The organism is Pseudomonas sp. TNT2022 ID1044 (assembly GCF_028656895.1).
In the GTDB taxonomy this organism is placed as follows: Bacteria; Pseudomonadota; Gammaproteobacteria; order Pseudomonadales; family Pseudomonadaceae; genus Aquipseudomonas; species Aquipseudomonas reinekei.
Genome location: NZ_JAMDHB010000010.1, coordinates 273472 through 295479, shown reverse-complemented (window position 1 = coordinate 295479; position 22008 = coordinate 273472). Strand labels below are relative to the sequence as shown.

Here is a 22008-nt window from a genome sequence, read left to right as displayed (position 1 = left end):
AGCCTCAGATGTTGAAGCTTTCGCCGCAGCCACATTCACCGCGTACGTTGGGATTGTTGAACTTGAAGCCTTCGTTCAACCCTTCCTTGACGAAATCGAGCTCGGTGCCGTCCAGGTAGGCCAGGCTTTTCGGGTCGATAATCACTTTTTCGCCGTGACTTTCGAACACCTGATCGTCTGCAACCACCTCATCGACAAACTCCAGCACGTAGGCAAGGCCGGAACAGCCTGTGGTGCGAACACCCAGACGAATCCCTTCACCTTTGCCGCGCCCGTCGAGGGAGCGCCGCACGTGTCGAGCAGCCGCTTCTGTCATGCTGATAGCCATCGGTGACTCCTTACTCGTCGCCAAATCTTGAAAGTCAGATCAAGCCTTTCTTCTGCTTGTAGTCGCGAACGGCCGCCTTGATAGCGTCTTCAGCAAGTACGGAGCAGTGAATTTTCACTGGCGGCAGGGCCAGTTCTTCGGCCAGCTGAGTGTTCTTGATGGTTTCCGCTTCGTCCAGGGTCTTGCCCTTCATCCACTCGGTGGCGAGGGAGCTGGAAGCGATAGCCGAACCGCAGCCGTAGGTCTTGAACTTGGCATCTTCGATGATGCCAGCGTCGTTGACCTTGATCTGCAGGCGCATGACGTCGCCGCAAGCCGGCGCGCCGACCATGCCGGTGCCGACATCAGGATCTTGCGCGTCCATCTTGCCGACGTTGCGCGGGTTTTCGTAGTGGTCGATGACCTTTTCGCTGTAAGCCATGATTCTTAATCCTCACTCATCAGAGAGTCGCTCTTTAAGCCCCGTCACCAAGGTGCGCGGGGCCGGTTCGCGGCGACTTGAAATCAGTGTGCCGCCCACTCGATTTTCGAAATGTCGACACCGTCTTTGTACATGTCCCAAAGCGGCGACAGAGCGCGCAGCTTGGTAACGGCCTCGCAGACTTTCTGCGCGGCGTAGTCGATTTCTTCTTCGGTGGTGAAACGGCCGAAGGTGAAGCGGATCGAGCTGTGTGCCAGTTCGTCGTTGCGGCCCAGGGCGCGCAGTACGTACGAAGGCTCAAGGGACGCCGAGGTGCAGGCCGAACCGGACGAAACCGCCAGGTCCTTGAGCGCCATGATCAACGACTCGCCTTCAACGTAGTTGAAGCTCAGGTTCAGGTTGTGCGGAACGCGGGCGGTCAGGCTGCCGTTGACGTACAGCTCTTCCAGGTGCTCGACCTGCTTGTAGAAACGGTCGCTCAAGGCTTTGATGCGCACGTTCTCGGCAGCCATGTCTTCCTTGGCTACGCGGAAAGCTTCGCCCATGCCAACGATCTGGTGCGTGGCCAAGGTGCCCGAACGCATGCCGCGCTCGTGACCGCCGCCGTGCATGGTCGCTTCAATACGTACGCGCGGCTTGCGGCTTACGTACAGGGCACCAATGCCTTTAGGACCGTAGGTCTTGTGGGCGGAGAACGACATCATGTCGACTTTCAGCTTCTGCAGGTCGATCTCGACCTTGCCGGTGGACTGGGCTGCGTCGACGTGGAACAGGATGCCCTTGGAACGGAGCAATTCACCGATCGCAGCGATGTCGTTGATGGTGCCGATTTCGTTGTTCACGTGCATGACCGAAACCAGGATGGTGTCGTCACGCAGCTCGGCTTCGATCATCTCTGGAGTGACCAGACCGTCGGTGCGAGGCTCGATGTAGGTGACTTCGAAGCCTTCACGCTCCAGTTGGCGCATGGTGTCGAGGACAGCCTTGTGCTCAATCTTGGTGGTGATCAGGTGCTTGCCTTTGGTGGCATAGAAATGTGCCGCACCCTTGATTGCCAGGTTGTCGGACTCGGTGGCGCCGGAGGTCCAGACGATCTCACGCGGATCGGCGTTGACCAGATCGGCCACCTGACGACGGGCGTTTTCGACGGACTCTTCAGCTTTCCAGCCGAACACGTGGGAACGGGACGCCGGGTTACCGAAGTTTCCGTCGACCAGCAGGCATTCACTCATCTTTTGCGCGACACGCGGATCAACCGGGGTAGTCGCAGAGTAATCAAGGTAAATCGGCAATTTCATGGACTATCTCCTAAATCAGGCTGGCTGGCGTGCCGCTTAGCTCTGTGGCTGTCATTCGACGGCGGACGCTTCAATCTTGTCCAGGCGTGGCGCCTTGCTGTTGCAACGGCGTTGGTCCTGACGCTGGGCTACTTCTTGCACCTCACGGCGAGTTACAAGGTCAGCCAAGCTGATACCGCTGAGAAATTCGTGGATCTGCAGGCTCAGGTCGCACCACAAGTGGTGAGTCAGGCACGTGTCACCGGAATGGCAATCGCCCTGGCCCTGGCATTTGGTTGCATCGACCGATTCGTTCACCGCATCGATCACCTGGGCGACCTGGATGCCCTGCATGTCGCGGGACAATTGGTAACCACCGCCCGGACCGCGGACGCTGGACACCAGATTGCTGCGGCGCAATTTGGCAAAAAGCTGTTCGAGGTAGGACAGGGAGATGCCTTGGCGCTCGGAGATATCGGCCAGGGACACGGGCCCGTGCTGCGCGTGCAACGCCAGGTCGAGCATGGCGGTCACGGCGTATCGGCCTTTTGTAGTCAGTCGCATGGACAATTACCACGGAGTTCGGAATGGGGCGAGTATGCAATTCCCGAGTATTTAAGTCAACTATAAGACCTAGTACTTTAGTCAGGTTTACCCGCAAAAGAGCGGGCGCATCATAGCAAAGGCTGGACATGTACAGCCAGCAGTACCGCGTTATCGTTCTTCGTGAGCAGGCTCGCCACATTTGAAATGCATTTCAATGTGCGAGCCTGCTCACGAAGGGATCGACTCGGTTTAGCCGGCCTGACTCTGATCCTTGTCCTTCACACAGGCGAAGTCTTCTTCGCGCAGCTCAGGCAGATCTTTCGCACAGTAATTGCTACCCAGGTCCTTCAACGCCCCGCACATCCCTTCCAGCCGCCCGTCGACCGCTTGCAAATGGTCAAGCAACTGATTGATGGCTCGAGCCACCGGGTCCGGCATATCCTCAGTCACGCCGTAGGCATCAAAACCGATTTTCTCGGCCATGGCCTTGCGCTTGGCGTCCTGCTCCTCGTCAGGCTTGACGATGATCCGCCCCGGAATACCCACCACCGTGGCGCCCGGTGGCACTTCCTTGGTCACCACGGCGTTGGAGCCGACCTTGGCACCCGCCCCCACCGTGAACGGGCCAAGCACCTTGGCGCCGGCACCCACCACAACACCATCACCCAAGGTCGGGTGGCGCTTGCCTTTATTCCAGCTGGTGCCACCCAGGGTCACGCCCTGATAAATGGTCACGTCATCGCCGATTTCAGCCGTTTCACCGATGACAATGCCCATGCCGTGGTCAATGAAGAAGCGACGACCCACCTTGGCCCCCGGATGGATCTCGATCCCGGTCAACCAGCGACCGAAGTTCGACACCAGCCGCGCCAGCCATTTCAGGTCCGCGCGCCATAGCATCGCCGACAAACGGTGAATCCAGATGGCGTGCATGCCGGGGTAGCAAGTCAGGACTTCAAAAGCGTTACGCGCCGCCGGGTCACGATGGAAAACACTCTGGATATCTTCACGCAAACGCTCGAACATCATTAATCCTTCCGCTTTAGAAGCTCACCACGGGCCGCTTTTTGGGTTTCCGTGAGGATGCCACGCAATATATTCATTTCCGCCCGGCTGACCGAGCTGCGTCCGTACAACCGGCGCAGGCGCGCCATCAAGTGCCGTGGCTTTTCCGGATCGAGGAACTCGATGGCCACTAGGGTTTGCTCCAGGTGCTCATAGAATCGCTCAAGCTCATCCATGGTCGCCAGCTCAGCGCTTTTGACCGATGCCACTTCTTCCTTCTCGACCCTGCTTGGCTGACCTTGGGCCGCCAGCCAGGACATGCGCACTTCATAACTCAACACCTGCACCGCTGCCCCAAGATTCAGCGAGCTGAATTCAGGGTCTGACGGGATGTGCACGTGATAATGACATCGCTGCAGCTCTTCGTTGGTCAGGCCGGAATCTTCACGACCGAACACCAGGGCGATCTGGGCGCCCTGCCCGGCTTCTTCGACCACTTTCGTTCCGCATTCGCGGGGATCGAGCAACGGCCAGGGAATCCGCCGGTCGCGGGCGCTGGTGCCGAGCACCAGATTGCAGCCGACCAAAGCATCTTCCAAAGTGGCGACGACTTGCGCGTTTTCAAGGATGTCACCCGCACCGGAAGCACGGGCATCGGCTTCGTGATGCGGGAACACACGAGGCTCGACCAGCACCAGTCGCGACAGCCCCATGTTCTTCATGGCACGCGCAGCCCCGCCGATATTGCCCGGATGGCTGGTATTGACCAGGACGACACGAATGTTTTGCAGCAAGGGAGGCGCTCTCGAACACAATAATCGGGAGCGGAATCTTACAGCGAGAGCTACCGTTAAGCCATGAAAGCGAACGTCGTCCTTCTCCTGTAGAAACTTTCTGATAGAATGCCCGGCTTTCTTTAACAACCTTAGGTGACACATCCATGCAGCCCATGCTGAATATCGCGCTGCGCGCCGCCCGCAGCGCCAGTGAATTGATCTTCCGCTCCATCGAGCGCCTGGATACCATCAAGGTCGACGAAAAAGACGCCAAGGATTACGTATCCGAGGTGGATCGCGCCGCTGAACAGAAAATCATCGACGCCCTGCGCAAGGCTTACCCGAACCACTCGATCCTGGGTGAAGAGACTGGCCTGCACGCCGGTTCCGGCATCGAAGGCGAAGAGTACCTGTGGATCATCGACCCACTGGACGGCACCACCAACTTCCTGCGCGGCATTCCTCACTTCGCTGTCAGCATCGCCTGCAAATACCGCGGTCGTCTTGAGCACGCCGTTGTTCTGGACCCGGTTCGCCAGGAAGAATTCACCGCCAGCCGTGGTCGCGGCGCTCAACTGAACGGTCGTCGCCTGCGCGTCAGCGGCCGCACCAGCCTCGACGGCGCCCTTCTGGGTACCGGCTTCCCGTTCCGTGACGACCAAATGGACAACCTCGACAACTACCTGGGCATGTTCCGCGCCCTGGTTGGCCAGACTGCCGGCATCCGCCGCGCTGGCTCCGCGAGCCTGGACCTGGCCTACGTGGCTGCCGGCCGTTTCGACGCATTCTGGGAGTCGGGCCTGTCCGAGTGGGACATGGCGGCAGGCGCCCTGCTGATTCAAGAAGCAGGCGGCCTGGTGAGCGACTTTACCGGTGGTCACGACTTCCTTGAAAAAGGCCACGTCGTTGCCGGTAACACCAAGTGCTTCAAGGCAGTCCTGACGGCGATCCAGCCGCACCTGCCGGCCTCGCTGAAGCGCTAAGCTTCCAGCGACAAAAGAGCACCCTTCGGGGTGCTTTTTTTATGCCTGGAATTCAACCTTGAAAACACAATAAATCCCTGTGGGAGCGGGCTTGCCCGCGATAGCGGTGGATCAGTCGCCGCATATGGCGCAAGTGATACCGTCATCGCGGGCAAGCCCGCTCCCACAGGTTTCAGCGGCGCTTACAAATCGCCATTTCAGGCACAAAAAAGCACCCCGAAGGGTGCTTCTTTTTAAGCAGTGCTCATTACTGAGCCGGTTCGTTCTGCGACAGGATCAACTTGCCTTCCTTGTCGACCGGAATCTGGTTACCCGGATCGCGATCCATCCGCACTTTGCCTTCCTTGCCATCCAGCGAGTACCGAACGTCGTAACCCACGACCTTGTCACTGATGTCATTCACCGTGTTACAGCGGGTCTGAGTCGTGGTGTAGGTGTCACGCTCCTGCATGCCTTCCTGAACCTTGTTACCGGCATAACCACCGCCGACCGCGCCCGCAACCGTGGCAATCTTCTTGCCGGTGCCGCCGCCGATCTGGTTGCCCAGCAAGCCGCCTGCCAGCGCACCTACCACTGTACCGGCGATTTGATGTTGATCCTTCACCGGCGCCTGCCGAGTGACAGTTACATCCTTGCACACTTCACGTGGAGTCTTGATTTGTGTCTTGACCGGCTCAACGGCGAGCACTTGCGCGTACTCGGGACCGTTATCTTTAACCAGGCTGTAGGTGGCCACAGCACCCCCGGCAGTCACACCGACAGCACCCAATACCGCACCAACCAGCATCGACTTGTTCACATGAACCTCCTGACCATCACCCGCGGAACATGTCCGCGCTTCTCCCAGCCTTGGAGCATAAAAAAAGGCGCGAGTTCAACTCGCGCCTTTTTGGACTACATCGCTTAAGGAAACTTCCTTCAAGGACGGTCGTCGACTTCCTTCTCGGTATTCGCCGGAGGAATCAGGTCTTCAGTGCTCAGGTTCAGCCAGATCAGCACCACGTTCGCGATGTAGATCGACGAGTAAGTACCCGCCAGAACACCGATGAACAGGGCGATAGAGAAGCCGAACAGGTTGTCGCCACCAAAGAACAAAAGCGCCCCGATCGCCAGCAAAGTGGAGATCGACGTCGCCATGGTCCGCAGCAGGGTTTGCGTGGTCGAGATGTTGATATTCTCGATCAGGCTGGCCTTGCGCAGCACACGGAAGTTCTCACGAACCCGGTCGAATACCACGATGGTGTCGTTGAGCGAGTAACCGATGATCGCCAGTACCGCCGCCAGCACCGTCAGGTCGAAGGTGATCTGGAAGAACGACAGGATACCGATGGTCACGATCACGTCGTGGATCAGGGAGACGATGGCACCGACTGCAAACTTCCACTGAAAGCGGAAAGCCAGGTAGATCAGGATGCCGCCCAGCGCCATCAGCATGCCGAGGCCGCCCTGGTCGCGCAGCTCCTCACCCACCTGCGGGCCCACGAACTCAACGCGCTTGACCGTCGCCGGGTTCTCGCCGCCAACCTTCTGCAAGGCCTCGGCCACCTGATGACCCAGTTGCGGGTCTTCGCCTGGCATGCGCACCAGCAAATCGGTGGTCGCACCGAAGTTCTGCACGACGGCATCGTTATAACCGGCGCTCACCAGTTGCTCACGCACCTTGGAGACGTCAGCAGGACGCTCGTAGGTCAGCTCGATGAGCGTACCGCCGGTGAAGTCCAGGCCCCAGTTCATGCCCTTGGTGGCGACGCTGAACAAGGCCAGCACCGTAAGGAACAATGTGACGCCGAACGCAACGTTGCGAACGCCCATGAAGTTGATTGTACGTAACATGGCAGCCCCTTAAATCCACAACTTCTTGAAGTCACGACCGCCGAAGATCAGGTTGACCATCGCGCGGGTCACCATGATGGCCGTGAACATCGAGGTAAAGATCCCGAGGGACATGGTCACTGCGAAGCCTTTGACCGGGCCGGTGCCCATGGCAAAGAGAATCCCGCCGACCAACAAGGTTGTCAGGTTGGCGTCGAGAATCGCGGTGAATGCCCGGCCGAAGCCTTCGTTGATTGCCCGCTGCACAGTCATGCCCGCAGCGATTTCTTCACGAATCCGCGAGAAGATCAGCACGTTGGCGTCGACCGCCATACCCATGGTCAATACGATACCGGCGATACCCGGCAGGGTCAGCGTTGCACCCAGCAGCGACATCAGGGCCAGCAGCAGCACCATGTTCACCGCCAGTGCGACGGTGGCGATGATGCCGAAGAAGCGATAGATGGCGATGATGAACAGCGAGACGAACAGCATGCCCCACAGCGATGCATCGATACCTTTGGTGATGTTGTCCGCACCCAGGCTCGGGCCGATGGTGCGCTCTTCAGCGAAGTACATCGGTGCAGCCAGACCACCGGCACGCAGCAGCAGCGCCAGTTCGGACGATTCGCCCTGGCCGTTCAGGCCGGTGATGCGGAACTGAGCACCCAGCGGCGACTGAATGGTCGCCAGGCTGATGATCTTCTTCTCTTCCTTGAAGGTCTGAACCGGCACATCTTTCTCGACGCCGTTGACCACTTGCTTGGTGTAAGTGGTCACCGGACGCTGCTCGATGAAGATCACCGCCATGCTGCGACCAACGTTCGAGCGGGTCGCACGGCTCATCAGCTCACCGCCGTGGCCATCCAGACGAATGTTCACTTCCGGCCTGCCGTGCTCGTCGAAGCCAGCCTTGGCGTCGGTTACCTGGTCGCCGGTGATGATCAGGCCACGCTCGATCTGCGCCGAACGATTGCCCTCGCGGAATTCGAAGGTTTCGGAAGTGGCTTTCGAAGCACCAGGCTCGGCAGCCAGACGGAACTCGAGGTTGGCTGTTTTACCGAGGATACGCTTGGCTTCGGCGGTGTCCTGCACGCCCGGCAGCTCAACCACGATGCGGTTGGCGCCCTGACGCTGGACGATCGGTTCAGCAACACCCAGCTCGTTGACGCGGTTACGTACCGTGGTCAAGTTCTGCTTGATGGAGTATTCGCGGATTTCCGCCAGCTTGGCCGGGGTCATCGCCAGACGCAGTACCGGTTGACCATTGAGGTCGGCCGGAACAATGTCGAAATCGTTGAAATTCTTGCGGATCAGGCTGCGGGCCTGTTCGCGGACAGTTTCATCAGTAAAGCCCAGCTGAATGGCACCATCGAGCTGTGGCAGGCTGCGATAACGCAGTTTCTCTTTACGCAACAGGCTCTTGACGTCGCCTTCGTAGACTTTCAGGCGTGCGTCGAGGGCTTTGTCCATGTCCACTTCCAGCAGGAAGTGCACACCACCGGACAAGTCCAGACCCAGCTTCATCGGGTGCGCAGCGAGGTTGCGCAGCCATGGCGGGGTGGTTTGTGCCAGGTTCAGCGCGACGACGTAGTCATCACCCAATGCCTTGCGCACGACGTCTTTGGCCGGCAGCTGGTCTTCAGCCTTGGTCAGGCGAATCAGACCACCCTTGCCGCCCTCTGCCAGCGTGGCAGCCTTGACGTTGATCCCGGATTCCTTGAGCGCAGCGCTCACACGATCCAGATCAGCCTGATTGACCTGCAGCGCAGTGCTTGCACCGCTGACCTGAATGGCCGGGTCATCAGGATAAAGATTGGGAGCGGAATAAATCAGACCGACCGCCAGCACCGCCAGGATCAGAATGTATTTCCACAGAGGATATTTGTTCAGCATCACGCCGCCCGTTTATGACGCGGGGCGCCTTGCGCGCCCCGTCGATTGAATATGAAGTTGAAACTTAGATCGCTTTGAGCGTGCCTTTTGGCAGCGTGGCGGCGATGGCGCCTTTCTGGAATTTCATTTCGACAGTGTCGGAAACTTCCAGAACAACGAAATCGTCAGCCACTTTGGTGATCTTGCCAGCGATGCCGCCGGTGGTCACAACTTCGTCGCCTTTCTGCAGGCTGCTCAGCAGGTTCTTCTGCTCTTTGGCGCGCTTGGCCTGTGGACGCCAGATCATCAGGTAGAAGATGACCAGGAAGCCGACCAGGAAAATCCACTCGAAACCACCACCCATTGGGCTCGCAGCAGCAGGTGCAGCAGCGTCAGCCATGGCATTAGAGATAAAAAAGCTCATTTAGCACTCCAGTTGCAAATGTTGAATCTTGGGGTCAGGAAACTCAGTCCAAAGGCGGAACAGGTAACCCGCGTTTGGCGTAGAAGGCATCGACAAAGGCGGCCAATGTACCCTGTTGAATAGCCTCGCGCAAACCAGCCATAAGCACTTGATAATGACGCAAGTTATGGATGGTATTGAGCATGCTTCCCAGCATTTCGCCGCACTTGTCCAGGTGATGCAGATAAGCGCGTGAGAAGTTCTGGCAGGTATAGCAATCGCAGGTCGGATCGAGCGGCGAATCATCATGGCGATGGAACGCGTTTCGGATCTTCAGCACGCCAGTATCAATGAACAGATGCCCATTGCGGGCATTACGGGTTGGCATCACGCAATCGAACATGTCCACACCGCGGCGCACACCCTCAACCAAGTCTTCGGGTTTGCCAACGCCCATAAGGTAACGAGGTTTGTCAGCCGGCATCATGCCCGGCAGATAATCCAGCACCTTGATCATTTCGTGCTTCGGTTCGCCTACCGACAGACCGCCGATGGCCAGGCCATCGAAGCCGATCTTGTCCAGGCCTTCCAGGGAGCGCATGCGCAGGTCCTGGTGCATGCCGCCCTGAACGATACCGAACAGCGCCGCCGTGTTGTCGCCATGGGCTTCTTTCGAACGCTTGGCCCAACGCAGGGACAACTCCATGGAGATGCGGGCGACGTCTTCATCAGCCGGGTACGGCGTGCATTCGTCGAAAATCATCACGATGTCGGAGCCCAGGTCACGCTGGACCTGCATCGACTCTTCCGGGCCCATGAACACCTTGGCGCCGTCGACCGGGGAAGCGAAGGTCACGCCCTCCTCCTTGATCTTGCGCATGGCGCCCAGGCTGAACACCTGGAAACCGCCGGAGTCGGTCAGGATCGGGCCTTTCCACTGCATGAAATCGTGCAGGTCGCCGTGCTTCTTGATCACTTCCGTGCCCGGGCGCAGCCACAGGTGGAAGGTGTTACCCAGAATGATCTCAGCGCCGGTCGCCTCGATATCCCGTGGCAGCATGCCCTTGACCGTGCCGTACGTGCCCACCGGCATGAAGGCCGGGGTCTCGACGGTACCGCGCGGGAAGGTCAAACGACCGCGACGAGCCTTGCCATCAGTGGCCAGCAGCTCGAAAGACATACGACAGGTGCGACTCATACAGTTTCCTCTGGGCCCGATTCTTTAGGGGCAGTCGGCGCAGGATTACGCGTGATGAACATCGCATCACCGTAGCTGAAAAAGCGGTACCCGTTGTCGACCGCAGCCTTGTAGGCCGCCATGGTTTCGGGATAACCGGCGAATGCCGAAACCAGCATCAACAGCGTGGATTCAGGCAAATGGAAGTTGGTGACCAGGGCATCGACCACATGGAACGGCCGGCCAGGGTAAATGAAAATGTCTGTATCGCCGCTGAACGGCTTGAGCACGCCATCGCGCGCGGCGCTTTCCAGGGAACGCACGCTGGTGGTCCCCACCGCCACCACGCGACCACCGCGAGCGCGGCAGGCAGCCACGGCATCGACCACGTCCTGGCCGACTTCCAGCCATTCAGTGTGCATGTGGTGGTCTTCGAGCTTCTCCACGCGCACCGGCTGGAACGTGCCGGCGCCGACGTGCAGGGTCACGAACGCCGTCTCGATGCCCTTGGCGGCAATCGCCTCCAGCAACGGCTGATCGAAATGCAGCCCCGCCGTCGGCGCCGCCACCGCGCCCAGGCGCTGGGCGTACACGGTCTGATAACGCTCGCGGTCCGAGCCTTCATCCGGGCGATCTATATAAGGAGGCAGCGGCATGTGCCCGACGCGGTCGAGCAGCGGCAACACCTCTTCGGCAAAGCCCAGTTCGAACAACGCATCGTGCCGCGCCAGCATCTCGGCCTCGCCACCGCCGTCGATGAGGATCTTCGACCCCGGCTTGGGCGACTTGCTGGAGCGCACATGGGCCAGCACGCGATGACTGTCCAGCACCCGCTCCACCAGGATTTCCAGCTTGCCGCCGGAAGCCTTCTGGCCAAACAGTCGCGCCGGAATCACCCGGGTATTGTTGAACACCATCAAATCGCCGGGGCGCAAATGCTCCAGCAAATCAGTGAATTGACGGTGTGCCAAAGCGCCGCTGACCCCATCCAGGGTCAACAGGCGACTATTGCGACGCTCGGCCAAAGGATGGCGGGCAATCAGCGAATCTGGGAGTTCGAAAGTAAAGTCAGCAACGCGCATGATGGGGTTCGTCTAGCAGGGGCCGGAAGTCTAGCCGAAATAGTGAAAATTCTCTATGTACCTGATTGACCGACGGTAATCTCATCTCTATACTTCGCCGCCATTGAGCCCTGATGGCGGAATTGGTAGACGCGGCGGATTCAAAATCCGTTTTCGAAAGGAGTGGGAGTTCGAGTCTCCCTCGGGGCACCAACATTAAGAAAGGTCTTGCTTAGCAAGGCCTTTTTTTTCGCCCGCGATAAAGTGGCTGACACCCCACCCACCCTGTGGGAGCCAGCTTGCTGGCGATGCTTTCGCCCCTTGCCCTTCCACACCACCCGCACCGCCGGAACATTTCACAAGGATTCCCCCATGGAATTACACCTGGAAACCGTCGCCCTCTTCTCCCTCAAACTGGCTTATGAAACGGAAGGTTCGAGCCCGATTTTGCGGGATGATCTGGTCATGGGTGATTACCAGCGGGATGTGTTTGAGTTGCTGGTGCGGCGGGGGGATGTTGAGGGGATTCAGGTGAAGGTGGGTGAGTGTGTGGGGTTGGCGCTGGAGGCTGTTGGGGGTGTGGATAAGCCGTTGGGGCGGGAGTTGGGGAGGTTGGCGGGGGAAGTGGCCGGGGTTCGGACGATGGAGCTGATTGGTGCGCCGATTGTTGCGCTTAAGGATTATCTGAAAGATATCCAGTGATATGACGGAGTGACCAAAAAAAGCGGGAACGCCCGTAGCAGGGCCGACATTGGTTGTCCTGTTCATCCGATAATAAATTTGTCCCCTTTTCCGAAACCAAGCTCCGTGAGTTGCTCGCCCAGTACGGTTTCAGCCTCAAACACATCGTCAACCTATTAGACCCACAAAGCAGCGCACGCAGCCAAGTCCCCGTTCAAACAACTGGCAAACGCAAACCTCGCGAGCTGAAGACATACAAGAATCCTCACACTGGCGAAGTGGTCGAAACCAAAGGCGGCAATCACAATACGCTAAAGGAGTGGAAAACCAAGCACGGTTCCGATGAGGTTGAAAGCTGGTTGAAAAAATAGGGTCATCGCATCTGAGAAAGGGTCCAGACGGGCCCTTTTTGCCATTTTAGTATTCCTGATTTACCCACAACATCGAGCACGTTCGTGCTGGAAAGCAGCGCTATGGCGCTCCACTGCATCACCACACCTGTCGCACCACCACCGGCCACTCCCCTAATGAAGCTACCGCCCTTGGTGTATTTGATCTTTTCACAGGCTTCTATGTTGCCTGCTGCACAGACTTCGCGAACCTTCTTATAGGATGTGCCCCCTCCTAAGGCTGCGCCAATCCAGCCTCCGCATTTCACAACGGTTGCAGCGTTAGCGACGCCCTCCGCGTGACTGGCATAACCTGGAGGTCGACCCGGAGCACAGTTCGGCTGATAACTGCCCTACACGAACGTCTTCTATCGGCCAAGAGCAGCCAATCGATAGATACTTACCGAGAAAAAATGATTCCCCTTGTTAGCCTACTGTTGCGTCGTGATCAGATTCATCCCCACCGGCATTGATAGCATCCCACTTTGATTGGCGTGAAATGTCCTGATTTGGTCCACCTCAGGCATTTCGGGCGTTGTACAGCATGGCTAACCTTGTTCCCTACTAACCCGCTGAGGAATGCCATAATGTCCGCTCAGAAAACTGCACTGATTGTCATCGATGTACAAGAGTCGTTTCGCGCTGCTCCTTACTGGAACGAAAATAGCTTGCCGACCTTTCTTTCTCACCTGCAACCGCTGATAGATGGCGCGAAAGCCGCCGGCATACCAGTGCTTCAAGTTTTTCATGCGGAAGGTACAGGTCCGTTTTCGGAGGCGTCTGGCCTTGTCACGACCATGGCGCCGCTCAACATTGAGCCCGACGCTATCTTTAAGAAACCGCGCCACAGTGCACTGGTGGGGTCCGGCCTTGATGTATGGCTGAACACGCATGGCGTCCGCCGCGTCATCATTTCGGGTATACGCACCGAGCAGTGCTGTGAGACCACCGCTAGACACGCGTATGACTTGGGCTACAACGTCGATTTCGTCAGCGAAGCGACGCTCACCTTTCCAATGACCGACGAGGCTGGCCGCGAATGGAGTGCTGATGAACTGCATGCCCGAACCAAACTGGTACTGGGTGGACGCTTCGTTCGGGTTGCCACTGTCGAAGAGGCGCTAGCGGGGGCCGCAGAGGCACTGCCTAGCCCAGGGGGAACAGCAGTCGCATGATTACCTGTGCGCGGCATCCGATTGTGATTGACGTCATTGTTGTAGTACCGCCGCGCGTCCTGCTTCTGGATGTGGCCGGACCTATCGAGGTGCTACTCAAGGCTAATGTTGAGCAGGATGCCGTGCATTATCGCGTGCGCTACGTTGGCACGGTGCCTTCGGTGAGAAGTTCTATCGGGTTGGGTATCAACGGTATCGAATCGTTGCCCGACCTAATACCGGGTGGAGCTCTAGTGGTACTGCCCGGGACATCAGATCACATACTGGACAGCGCCTCCTCACTTCCAGGCGACGACTGTGTCGGTTCAGAAGAAGACGTGGCTTCGTCAATGCATGAATCCACGATCGCCGAGTGGCTCAGGCGGATAATCAGGCCCGGAATTCGATTGGTATCGATCTGTTCTGGCGCCCTCGTGGCTGCCCGGGCCGGGTTTTTGGACGGCCACGACTGCACGACCCATCATGCCTGCATCGCAGAACTCTCCAGCGCCGCGCCGCTTGCTCGGGTGAAGGAAAATCGTTTGTATGTGGAAGATGGCGAGCGGCTGACGAGCGCTGGCATTACGGCCGGTATTGATCTGATGCTGCACATCGTGACTCAGCACACCAGTCATGCCGTTGCGCTTGCGGTGGCCCGATACCTAGTGGTCTATCTGCGCCGTGCCGGCGCTGATCCGCAGCTATCACCTTGGCTCGAGGGGCGTAGTCATATTCATCCAGCCATACACCGTGCACAAGATGCTGTCGTCCAAGAGCCAACGCGAGACTGGTCGGTCGAGACACTAGCGCACGTAACGGGTTCGAGCCCACGCAATCTTTCACGGCTATTCAATCTGCACACGGGCATGAGTGTTGCGGAGTACATCAATCGCATGCGCATAGCCTTGGCGCGAGAGTTGCTAACCGGCTCGCGGCTTGATATCGAAACGGTCGCCGAGCGCGCTGGGTTCGCATCGGCGCGTCAGTTGCGTCGAGCGTGGGCTCGTTTTTATAACGTCCCGCCAAGCCACATGCGCGAGGTTGTTACTCTTGGGGGCTAAACAAGACTCCCTGGCGTGCAGCCCCTATTTATCAAATGGTGGCGCACCAATCGATAGCTAATGCGAGATATTGCAAAGCGCGACTTTAAGAACGTCGGCGGCTGCTTTTGGCCGATCTCTGCCTGTCGCGAGAGGCAGAAACCGGCCAATAGCTGCCTCTAACCCTTATCTGCGCATGCGCCGCCAGCTGCCTGCTGTCCACCACGCGGAGCTTGATAACGATCAGCGCTTATAGAAATGGTCGCGGCACACATTCATCCAACGCATCGCGGGTGATTCCGCTCCTACAAAAAGCTCGTGCGACTGCCGTTTAAGCAAAGCAGCTGTCTTGCAACTAGCTTTACCACGAACACTAAAGCCTCCGTTTACAACTCAACCAGCTAAAGGTTCGTTATGACTAAAAAAATCGATCTGACGATCAGCCACGATTACCTCAACCCGTTTGCCTCGCCGGACAACCCCAAGCTAAGCCCCGCACTGGTGGACTATCTGTCAGATAGCGCCTGGTACCACCCCGAGCTGAGCCTGCAGATCCGCTGCCCGGAAGGTGAGCGAGAACGCCTTCAGCAAGCCATCAGCAATACCTTTGCGGAAAAGAGCGAACAACTCAGAGGGGATATTCGCACCCTGCGGCTGGTAGCACTGACGCTCCTGGGCTTGGCACTAGCCTTGGTGCTGGCAGGCACGGCTCTGGGCATTGAGGGCACCATCCCCGTGGGAGTTGTTACCGTCACCGCGTGGATGCTGATCTGGCGCAGCGCAGAGATATTCTTTCTGGATATCCGCAACGTTAACCGGCAGCTGCGTAAGTACCAGCGCATCTCCAGCGCATCAAAGCAGTTTTGATTGAGGGTTGACCTCTCCCACGCTACGCGTGGGACTGCAGACTTCCCTGCTCTGGTACCCACAGACTAGCCACTGCGTGCGGGAAGCCTGCAGCGACGCAGCTCGAGGATGAGTTGCACGAAAAGGGGACAGATTTATTTTCGAAAGAGCAATAAATCATCGAACCCATTGAAAATAAAAACAACCAAAAAAACTCTAGAACGCAATAGAAAAAAAGATCAAATAAAATACTTCAATTTCATTTATATCTATTTAACAAAATCCAACCGTCCGTTGGAAGAGCAAATAGGAGCATTACTCCCACCAACATGACAAACACAAAAAACAACGACCACAGATACCAAAGCCTTACTTTATCGATCCGCCTCCAAAAAGCGGGCTCGCTGATTCTCACACTCTCTTCAAGCTGTACAACATCAAAACTACTTCCCCCTCCCCCTCCAATATGCAAAGCCATTGTCGATGCCATTTGTTTGTAAAACCTGATGAGACCATGGCATTTAACCATGCACATCGCACCAAATAGTCCAATGACAATAAATGCCAAAATTATGGGGAAATCCTGTTTATCCAACCGTTGATCTATGGCTGCAACGGCAACCAAAGCGCCAACAACTACAGTTAGTGTGTTCGCAATTGCGCGGCGCTCATCTTGATGGTGTCGAACTTGCTCACAATATTGCTCATAAACACTAATTGCCGCTTCCATTCCGACCTCTTTCAATTTTCACAAAATAATCTGAAAAAAAGACGCGTAGCTAGCGCCCACCTTACCTAAACAATAACCTAGGCCAGGACTACAGTTGAAGCTTTCAAGGGTTGCAGTAGCAAGGCCTGCGCGTTAATCTCGCCGCGTCGCTGCCAATTCAGCGACCGGGTGTGAGAGCCCGAAACAATCAAGGCGCAAAGCGCCCCAAAACCTGTCGTGGCGTTTTTTTTCGTCTGCGATAAGGCTTTATGGCGGCTGTGCGTGGGAGACCTTCGGGTCTACCGGTTGCCTTGATTGCCGGTTTCTCACCCCGCGCACGGCTGCCACCCAAGCCTGTGAGAAGGCTCGTGGCAGCTCCTCAAATCAAGGATGTTGACCATGACCAAGACAAATCCGTTTGAAATTTGGCTTTCCCCTCTACGCCATTCCCAATCACGCAGCGCCCTCCCCCATTGCCTCTCCCTCCTCGGAGGTGGCCAATGACCGACCAAATTGAACTCAAAACCATTGGCCTGACGCCTGCGATCTACTGCGCGGATCAAGCGCTGTTTCATGTCACTCGCGGGGTTCCTCTTGGTGATGCGTTGTCCATGGCCTCCGATTTTCTATTCCTGGCCAAGACGCTCACTGAAGATGCTGCTTATGCCAGGGACACTGATCGTCACGCCTGGGCTGCGCATTATCTGACTTCGATGAGTAAGGCGTTGGTGGATGATGCGGTGAAGGTGCTGACGCGGGATCGGGCTTTTGTGCCGGTGTCCAAGCGGGCGGGGGCTAAGGCTGAGGGTTAGTGGTTGAGGCCTGTGGGGGTGGTTTGTGAGGGTGGTGGCTGATTCGGTATTTGTGTTGGCTGAGTGGGCGCTATCGCTGGCAAGCCAGCTCCTACAGGGTATTGCGGTGGGCAGCGAGTTTTCAGTGCATTTTCGCCATTGTGGGTGGTTGGGCTGGCGTTATCGCCAGCCATCAAGCGCCAGAGAAAACTAGCGGGTTACTTCAGCGCTTTTACGACTCGAACGTCGATGGGAAAGCCATCCGCACCGGCCAACTTCTTCCATCCCACGTACTGAAAAATCCCTTCTTCATCAATAAAGTCGCCTCGCTCCACTTTTTCACCGCCCAGCACGGCGACGTGCTTGTAGACGCCGCAGCTGCCGTCCGAACGATGGACGGTGTACACCACGTAGGGTTTGACGTAATGCGCGGCGCGGAAATGGCGACCGCAGCCAAAATCGACTGTGATCATCAAGGTCTTCAGATTTGCTTCGCCATCCAGTTCGGCGTGCTGGTCGAGCTCGCCGATTTCGCCGACGTCGGTGAAGCCCAGAGAGCGAGCACGTTTGTATTCCGGGGAGTTCAGGTGCTCGGTCTGGGCTTGGCGGAAATGCTGATCCATCGCCTCGTCGTTTTCAGCACTGCCCTTGGCCACTGTGTCTTTGGCTTGGGAGACGATGCTTTCACAACGGGCGTAATCGGGGGAGCTGAGGCTTGGCTGGGCCAGGTTCTTGCGGTGTACCGTAATGGTCCGCAGAAAGCCCTGGATGTTGGGCAAGACATCCATGGCCATCTTGCGCCCGTTCTGTACATCGGTCACATCCCGCTGTAATTGCTGGCAATCGGAGAGGTAGGTTTTCCAGGCGTACTCCGAGGATTCTTCCCAGTCGGCGAACGCTGGGGTCATCACGACGGCGAAAGTGATTGCGCAGAACAGACGCGAGGCTGGAGCGACAGTGAGCATGTGTAGTCCGTTACAGAGTTGAAGGCAGTGGCGCGACGCTACTATTTTGCCAATTTGCTGTCCACTGGCAGCCCAAGGGGCAGGCCCCATTCCTGCGTACAAGGGTTGGGGTTTGGTGCAGAACATTACCAACTCTAATCAAACAGCCTATAGCGCAGTTCTTTGCCAAAGAAAATAGATACAAAATACAAAATAAATCCAGCCCACAGACTGACTTTCATTACGTCCCTAAATAGCTGTTTGCAAGAAGAACGATAGTGATTGACTACAGCACCAGATAACGTACCAACTAAAAAAATGGGGACAGATTTATTTTCAAGCAAATAAATCCGCCCCCTTTTTTCTGTCCCCTTTTTTCTCCCCTTTTTTCAGAAATTATTTTATTCGACGACCTTGCATACGACACGACAGAGATTAATAATCATTAGAGGATTTTATCCTCAGTCATTTCTAGCCAGTAGTCTATTTGCACCCACCCAACCTACTTAACACACTTCACAAAGACCCCAAACACAATAAAAGCAATACTTAATAGCCAGAACCCCCCCCACGAGATCACTAGCATCCTTTTTAAAGCTTTCGGAAATCGTTCGACTTCAGCAGCATTGACGATACCTCGCCTCACGGAAATCCCCGGCATAATCAAAACCATAGTGAGAACCCCACTACGCATAAACTTCCCAAAAATCCCCATATTAGAAAATGCGGCTTTGTTAACGCTCACAAAATGACTATTACACAAAAACGCTTCCGCTTTTTCGGTGTGAACTTGCACAACATAAATCAACCACACCATCAAAAGCAAAAGTGGACTCAGTATTATTAAAAATATCAAACCGATGTGAACGTCATTCATTGCTCTATTTTTCCATAGAGATATTCACCAATATTCTCACCTGCCATTTCGCCTATCTTCCCTCCTTCGACCCCACCCCATACACCGCCAACTACGCCGCACGCGAGTGCGCCAGGCCCGCTACTTGCAATACCCAACACTAATACGCACGCAAAAGTGGTTGCATGCCCCCCAAGGTTTCCTCCAACGGCTCCACCAACAAGGCTTACCGCCAAAGAAGAACCCTCAACATACTTCGCCCTCGTACACTCATCCTCCCGCCCCAACGCACATGCCTGTTTGATCTTCAGATCCGCAGAGGTAACCTCCAACGCCGTACCGATGTAGACTCCCCGCTTGATCAACTTCGCCGCCCTGGCCACGCCACTGACCTTCTGCGCATGAAAAAATGGGGACAGATTTATTTTCAAGCAAATAAATCCGTCCCCTTTTTTTGGCGATTGCAAAAAACATAAAGGAAATAAAACCGAGCACGATCGTTAATCGATTTTTATGCACCCGCGATACAGTTTTTTCTTTTGATTGATGCCTGGATTTCCTACATCCATAACAGACACCAATCTTAATTCCTCTTGTTCCTGCTTCATTTAGTGCGCCACAGCATCTGCATTTTCTTGCTTTTGACTTAAATTTTCCACGAGCCATCCGTCCAAGCCCTTCGTTATGTATGACTCGTCATTAAATCCATTGCTGCTGTTATAATCCAAGCAAAACCAGTCAGAGGAAATTTTTTTGAACAACACGCTTTAGGACCAAATGACATAAAGTGAATAAAGGAAGATCGCAAAAAATAATACGCCACCAGTGATCCACGGCGCTAACAACTTCCTCTTGAGATCAAGCGGTAAATTCTCCAACTCATTCTCTTCGATAAGACCTCGTCTCTCGCAAAACTTAGGCATCAAAAACATTAAAGCAATTGAACAATTTCTAATAACTATTCCTAGCAATCCTAAGCCTGACAAACCTTCTCGATTAATCGCAACAAACTTACTTTTACTAAGATATTTTTCAATTAACCCGGTATATAGGTAAGAGAACATAAATATCCAGCATAACGTAAAGAATAAGCATATCATTGCAACTAACGCAGTGTAGGCCAATACAACCTCAGTCATAGTAAAGCGCCCTCATATAATATTTCACCAATTCGCTCTCCAGCGATACCACCAAATTCCCCCCCACCCCATCCACCTAACCCGCCCCCAATAATTGCACAAGCTAAGGCGCCAGGGCCTCCGGTGGCGAAGCCAAGTACAGCAACACACCCCATCGAAGCCGCACCGCTCGCTAAAGTTCCTCCGAAGGACCCAAGAATAATATTTCCAGACAACTTACCACCCTCAACATATTTTGCCTTCCTGCATTGCGTTTCGCGCCCAGTCGTACATGCAGCGTAGATAGAGGTCCCAGCAGCAGTTACACTCAAACCGACACCTAAGTACGTACCTTTTTTCAGGATATTCGAAACTTTCGCCACGCCGCTGATAGTTTCTGCGTAACCGGCTATTACCCCTGAATGCAAATAGCTTTGCTTGGACATCTCAATCATATTTCTTATCGAGCCTTGATTGCGTAAGCCTGAGCCATATTTGGCAAAGCCGCTCAGCTGATCATCGAGCTGTTTAAACAACAACTCGCGCTTCATTAAGAAATCATTTCGAGCCTGAGCCGTCCCGCTTCTGATGTGATAACGATGAGTTGCTTCAATTTCTTCGAGAGTTTGTTTGATACCATCAAGGTGCCTACTCCAAGCACCGCCAACGCTACCTACGCCAATAGATGAATACCCAAGCGCTCTTGTTATGAGTTCATGATTCTCCACTAAAAACCCATCACCCTGCATTCCATTGACCACCAGCGCCGAGTGAATTTCAGAGGCTTTCTTCATGTAGAACGCTTCTTCGGCCGTACAGGACGGCGTCGAATTATCACCTACAATGATTAGCTCGCCTGGCAGCACCACCGTATTGATAACATGCGTATTCAATACATCAAATTTTGACATTGAGTTTTTGCCAAGCTGCAACATCGATTTCAAATATGAATAAGGCTGCACTCTTGGATTTATAAAGATCGCTGACATTAGTGGCGACCTCAGGAGTATTTTTTATTGCTGATACGATCCCAACCGCCCGCGACGTTACCTCCGCCGGCACCATCCGTTCGTTTTTGCTGGGTGTAAATTGTTTTAATGCGCCCGTAGTTCAAGCTGAGGCTTTCAATGGGCACGCCATCATTTGCATGTTGTGAATAACTTGAAATGATGACTTCTTCCAATGTGATCTCGAAATACTTCTGCTTCTCGCCTCCGGCGCGATGCAGTGTCAATACAACTTCCTTGAGATGATCACCTGCGCAGCTGATCTCTATGAGCTTACAGCTGGATTTGTCCAGATTCTTGGTGAACGTGAAGTCACTAACAGTCGTGCGCCCCGATGAGGCGCCACCTGCTGAACTGGCTGTAGCTGAAGCGCTTTGATGAGTGCCGAAGTTATATCCAGTGATTTCTATCCAATCCTTATGTTGTTCGTCCAGCGCTTCGCCCGGAATACCTTCAATTTTGATAAAAGCGTCAAACGCCATAAAACCGCTCCTTGGCAGTGGGTTGTTTGTCTTTTTAAAGGAGCAGGAAATCTACGCCATTCGGGATCAGCGTTGACTCATTCAGACATCGCCAAAAAACAGAATCAGATGTTTCCGACTCTGTTTTGGCAGTTGGATGTAGGACGTTTCCGCCCACTAACCATTGGATTGGGTTTGGGGGGCAGTTTCAGTATGGGTGGTGGCTGGGCTGACGCTATCGCTGGCAAGCCAGCTCCCACAGGGAACTGCGGTGGGCTTTCGGGCTACGGCGCAATGAATCAGCGGATCTGCTCTGTAGAATTGCCCACGGTTCTGATGCTTCTTCAC

Annotated in this window: 25 protein-coding genes, 1 tRNA gene and 1 pseudogene; 8 read left to right on the top strand and 19 right to left on the bottom strand. The window is 55.4% G+C overall.

The window, feature by feature from the left end:
- Positions 1-4: 4 nt before the first annotated feature.
- The 6 genes from iscA to trmJ form a co-directional block, all read right to left on the bottom strand.
- Positions 5-328, bottom strand: coding sequence for an iron-sulfur cluster assembly protein IscA (iscA, locus tag M5G20_RS16275; RefSeq protein WP_034150841.1), 324 nt, complete (start codon positions 326-328; stop codon positions 5-7).
- Between the two features lie 34 nt (positions 329-362).
- A complete protein-coding gene (gene iscU / locus M5G20_RS16270; RefSeq protein ID WP_056721266.1) occupies positions 363-749 on the bottom strand; it encodes a Fe-S cluster assembly scaffold IscU in 387 nt (128 codons plus the stop codon).
- 83 nt (positions 750-832) lie between these two features.
- Complete coding sequence (locus M5G20_RS16265) at positions 833-2047, bottom strand: IscS subfamily cysteine desulfurase (protein WP_008057730.1); 1215 nt, start codon at positions 2045-2047, stop codon at positions 833-835.
- 51 nt (positions 2048-2098) lie between these two features.
- Positions 2099-2590: a Fe-S cluster assembly transcriptional regulator IscR gene (gene iscR / locus M5G20_RS16260; protein WP_003227911.1), complete on the bottom strand. Its 492-nt coding sequence runs from the start codon at positions 2588-2590 to the stop codon at positions 2099-2101.
- Between the two features lie 231 nt (positions 2591-2821).
- Complete coding sequence (gene cysE, locus M5G20_RS16255) at positions 2822-3598, bottom strand: serine O-acetyltransferase (protein WP_034150843.1); 777 nt, start codon at positions 3596-3598, stop codon at positions 2822-2824.
- 2 nt (positions 3599-3600) lie between these two features.
- Positions 3601-4371 carry a tRNA (cytosine(32)/uridine(32)-2'-O)-methyltransferase TrmJ gene (trmJ, locus tag M5G20_RS16250; RefSeq protein WP_273919909.1) on the bottom strand — a complete coding sequence of 257 codons (771 nt, stop codon included), beginning with the start codon at positions 4369-4371 and terminating at the stop codon, positions 3601-3603.
- A 146-nt stretch (positions 4372-4517) separates the two neighbouring features.
- Here trmJ and suhB point away from each other — a divergent pair, with 146 nt between their 5' ends.
- Complete coding sequence (suhB, locus tag M5G20_RS16245; protein ID WP_034150845.1) at positions 4518-5336, top strand: type III secretion system regulator SuhB; 819 nt, start codon at positions 4518-4520, stop codon at positions 5334-5336.
- A gap of 247 nt (positions 5337-5583) precedes the next feature.
- On the opposite strand, the gene M5G20_RS16240 is transcribed toward suhB, so the two are convergent.
- The 6 genes from M5G20_RS16240 to queA form a co-directional block, all read right to left on the bottom strand.
- Entirely contained in the window at positions 5584-6135 is a 552-nt protein-coding gene (locus M5G20_RS16240) for a glycine zipper 2TM domain-containing protein (protein WP_034150846.1), read from the bottom strand.
- Positions 6136-6254: 119 nt separating this feature from the next.
- The gene (gene secF, locus M5G20_RS16235; protein WP_273919908.1) at positions 6255-7169 is read right to left on the bottom strand and encodes a protein translocase subunit SecF; all 915 of its coding nucleotides are present in this window, start codon (positions 7167-7169) and stop codon (positions 6255-6257) included.
- Between the two features lie 9 nt (positions 7170-7178).
- On the bottom strand, positions 7179-9044 hold the full coding sequence (secD, locus tag M5G20_RS16230) for a protein translocase subunit SecD (protein ID WP_273919907.1): 1866 nt from the start codon (positions 9042-9044) through the stop codon (positions 7179-7181).
- A 64-nt stretch (positions 9045-9108) separates the two neighbouring features.
- Positions 9109-9447, bottom strand: a complete 339-nt coding sequence (yajC, locus tag M5G20_RS16225) for a preprotein translocase subunit YajC (RefSeq protein WP_016773317.1) — start codon at positions 9445-9447, stop codon at positions 9109-9111.
- Between the two features lie 43 nt (positions 9448-9490).
- Positions 9491-10606, bottom strand: a complete 1116-nt coding sequence (gene tgt / locus M5G20_RS16220) for a tRNA guanosine(34) transglycosylase Tgt (protein WP_162130301.1) — start codon at positions 10604-10606, stop codon at positions 9491-9493.
- 14 nt (positions 10607-10620) lie between these two features.
- Positions 10621-11685 carry a tRNA preQ1(34) S-adenosylmethionine ribosyltransferase-isomerase QueA gene (gene queA / locus M5G20_RS16215; RefSeq protein WP_150731971.1) on the bottom strand — a complete coding sequence of 355 codons (1065 nt, stop codon included), beginning with the start codon at positions 11683-11685 and terminating at the stop codon, positions 10621-10623.
- 107 nt (positions 11686-11792) lie between these two features.
- Here queA and M5G20_RS16210 point away from each other — a divergent pair.
- The 6 genes and pseudogenes from M5G20_RS16210 to M5G20_RS16180 all read left to right on the top strand — a co-directional run bounded on the left by M5G20_RS16210 (position 11793) and on the right by M5G20_RS16180 (position 15795).
- A tRNA-Leu gene (locus tag M5G20_RS16210) sits at positions 11793-11877 on the top strand.
- A gap of 159 nt (positions 11878-12036) precedes the next feature.
- Positions 12037-12366 (top strand): hypothetical protein, encoded by a 330-nt coding sequence (locus tag M5G20_RS16205; protein ID WP_273919904.1) that lies wholly within the window; start codon positions 12037-12039, stop codon positions 12364-12366.
- A gap of 92 nt (positions 12367-12458) precedes the next feature.
- Positions 12459-12716 (top strand): annotated as a pseudogene (locus M5G20_RS16200) (histone-like nucleoid-structuring protein, MvaT/MvaU family); the annotation flags it as partial.
- A 605-nt stretch (positions 12717-13321) separates the two neighbouring features.
- Positions 13322-13909, top strand: coding sequence for an isochorismatase family protein (locus M5G20_RS16190; protein ID WP_273919903.1), 588 nt, complete (start codon positions 13322-13324; stop codon positions 13907-13909).
- Positions 13906-14949 (top strand): GlxA family transcriptional regulator, encoded by a 1044-nt coding sequence (locus M5G20_RS16185; RefSeq protein ID WP_273919902.1) that lies wholly within the window; start codon positions 13906-13908, stop codon positions 14947-14949. Before M5G20_RS16190 ends, M5G20_RS16185 begins: the two co-directional genes overlap by 4 nt.
- Positions 14950-15342: 393 nt before the next feature.
- Positions 15343-15795, top strand: coding sequence for a hypothetical protein (locus M5G20_RS16180; RefSeq protein WP_273919901.1), 453 nt, complete (start codon positions 15343-15345; stop codon positions 15793-15795).
- Positions 15796-16033: 238 nt separating this feature from the next.
- On the opposite strand, the gene M5G20_RS16175 is transcribed toward M5G20_RS16180, so the two are convergent.
- Positions 16034-16504 (bottom strand): hypothetical protein, encoded by a 471-nt coding sequence (locus M5G20_RS16175; RefSeq protein ID WP_273919900.1) that lies wholly within the window; start codon positions 16502-16504, stop codon positions 16034-16036.
- 479 nt (positions 16505-16983) lie between these two features.
- Between M5G20_RS16175 and M5G20_RS16170 the strand changes: the two genes are divergently transcribed.
- Positions 16984-17295: a DUF3077 domain-containing protein gene (locus M5G20_RS16170; protein ID WP_273919899.1), complete on the top strand. Its 312-nt coding sequence runs from the start codon at positions 16984-16986 to the stop codon at positions 17293-17295.
- 197 nt (positions 17296-17492) lie between these two features.
- On the opposite strand, the gene M5G20_RS16165 is transcribed toward M5G20_RS16170, so the two are convergent.
- The 6 genes from M5G20_RS16165 to M5G20_RS16140 form a co-directional block, all read right to left on the bottom strand.
- A complete protein-coding gene (locus M5G20_RS16165) occupies positions 17493-18239 on the bottom strand; it encodes a hypothetical protein (protein WP_273919898.1) in 747 nt (248 codons plus the stop codon).
- A 481-nt stretch (positions 18240-18720) separates the two neighbouring features.
- A complete protein-coding gene (locus M5G20_RS16160) occupies positions 18721-19095 on the bottom strand; it encodes a hypothetical protein (RefSeq protein WP_075946848.1) in 375 nt (124 codons plus the stop codon).
- Positions 19092-19505 carry a hypothetical protein gene (locus M5G20_RS16155; RefSeq protein ID WP_273919896.1) on the bottom strand — a complete coding sequence of 138 codons (414 nt, stop codon included), beginning with the start codon at positions 19503-19505 and terminating at the stop codon, positions 19092-19094. Before M5G20_RS16155 ends, M5G20_RS16160 begins: the two co-directional genes overlap by 4 nt.
- A gap of 336 nt (positions 19506-19841) precedes the next feature.
- The gene (locus M5G20_RS16150; RefSeq protein WP_273919894.1) at positions 19842-20213 is read right to left on the bottom strand and encodes a hypothetical protein; all 372 of its coding nucleotides are present in this window, start codon (positions 20211-20213) and stop codon (positions 19842-19844) included.
- Positions 20210-21181: a hypothetical protein gene (locus M5G20_RS16145; protein WP_273919893.1), complete on the bottom strand. Its 972-nt coding sequence runs from the start codon at positions 21179-21181 to the stop codon at positions 20210-20212. The genes M5G20_RS16150 and M5G20_RS16145 overlap by 4 nt, the downstream gene beginning before the upstream one ends.
- An 11-nt stretch (positions 21182-21192) precedes the next feature.
- Complete coding sequence (locus M5G20_RS16140) at positions 21193-21681, bottom strand: Hcp family type VI secretion system effector (RefSeq protein ID WP_150731934.1); 489 nt, start codon at positions 21679-21681, stop codon at positions 21193-21195.
- Positions 21682-22008: the final 327 nt, after the last annotated feature.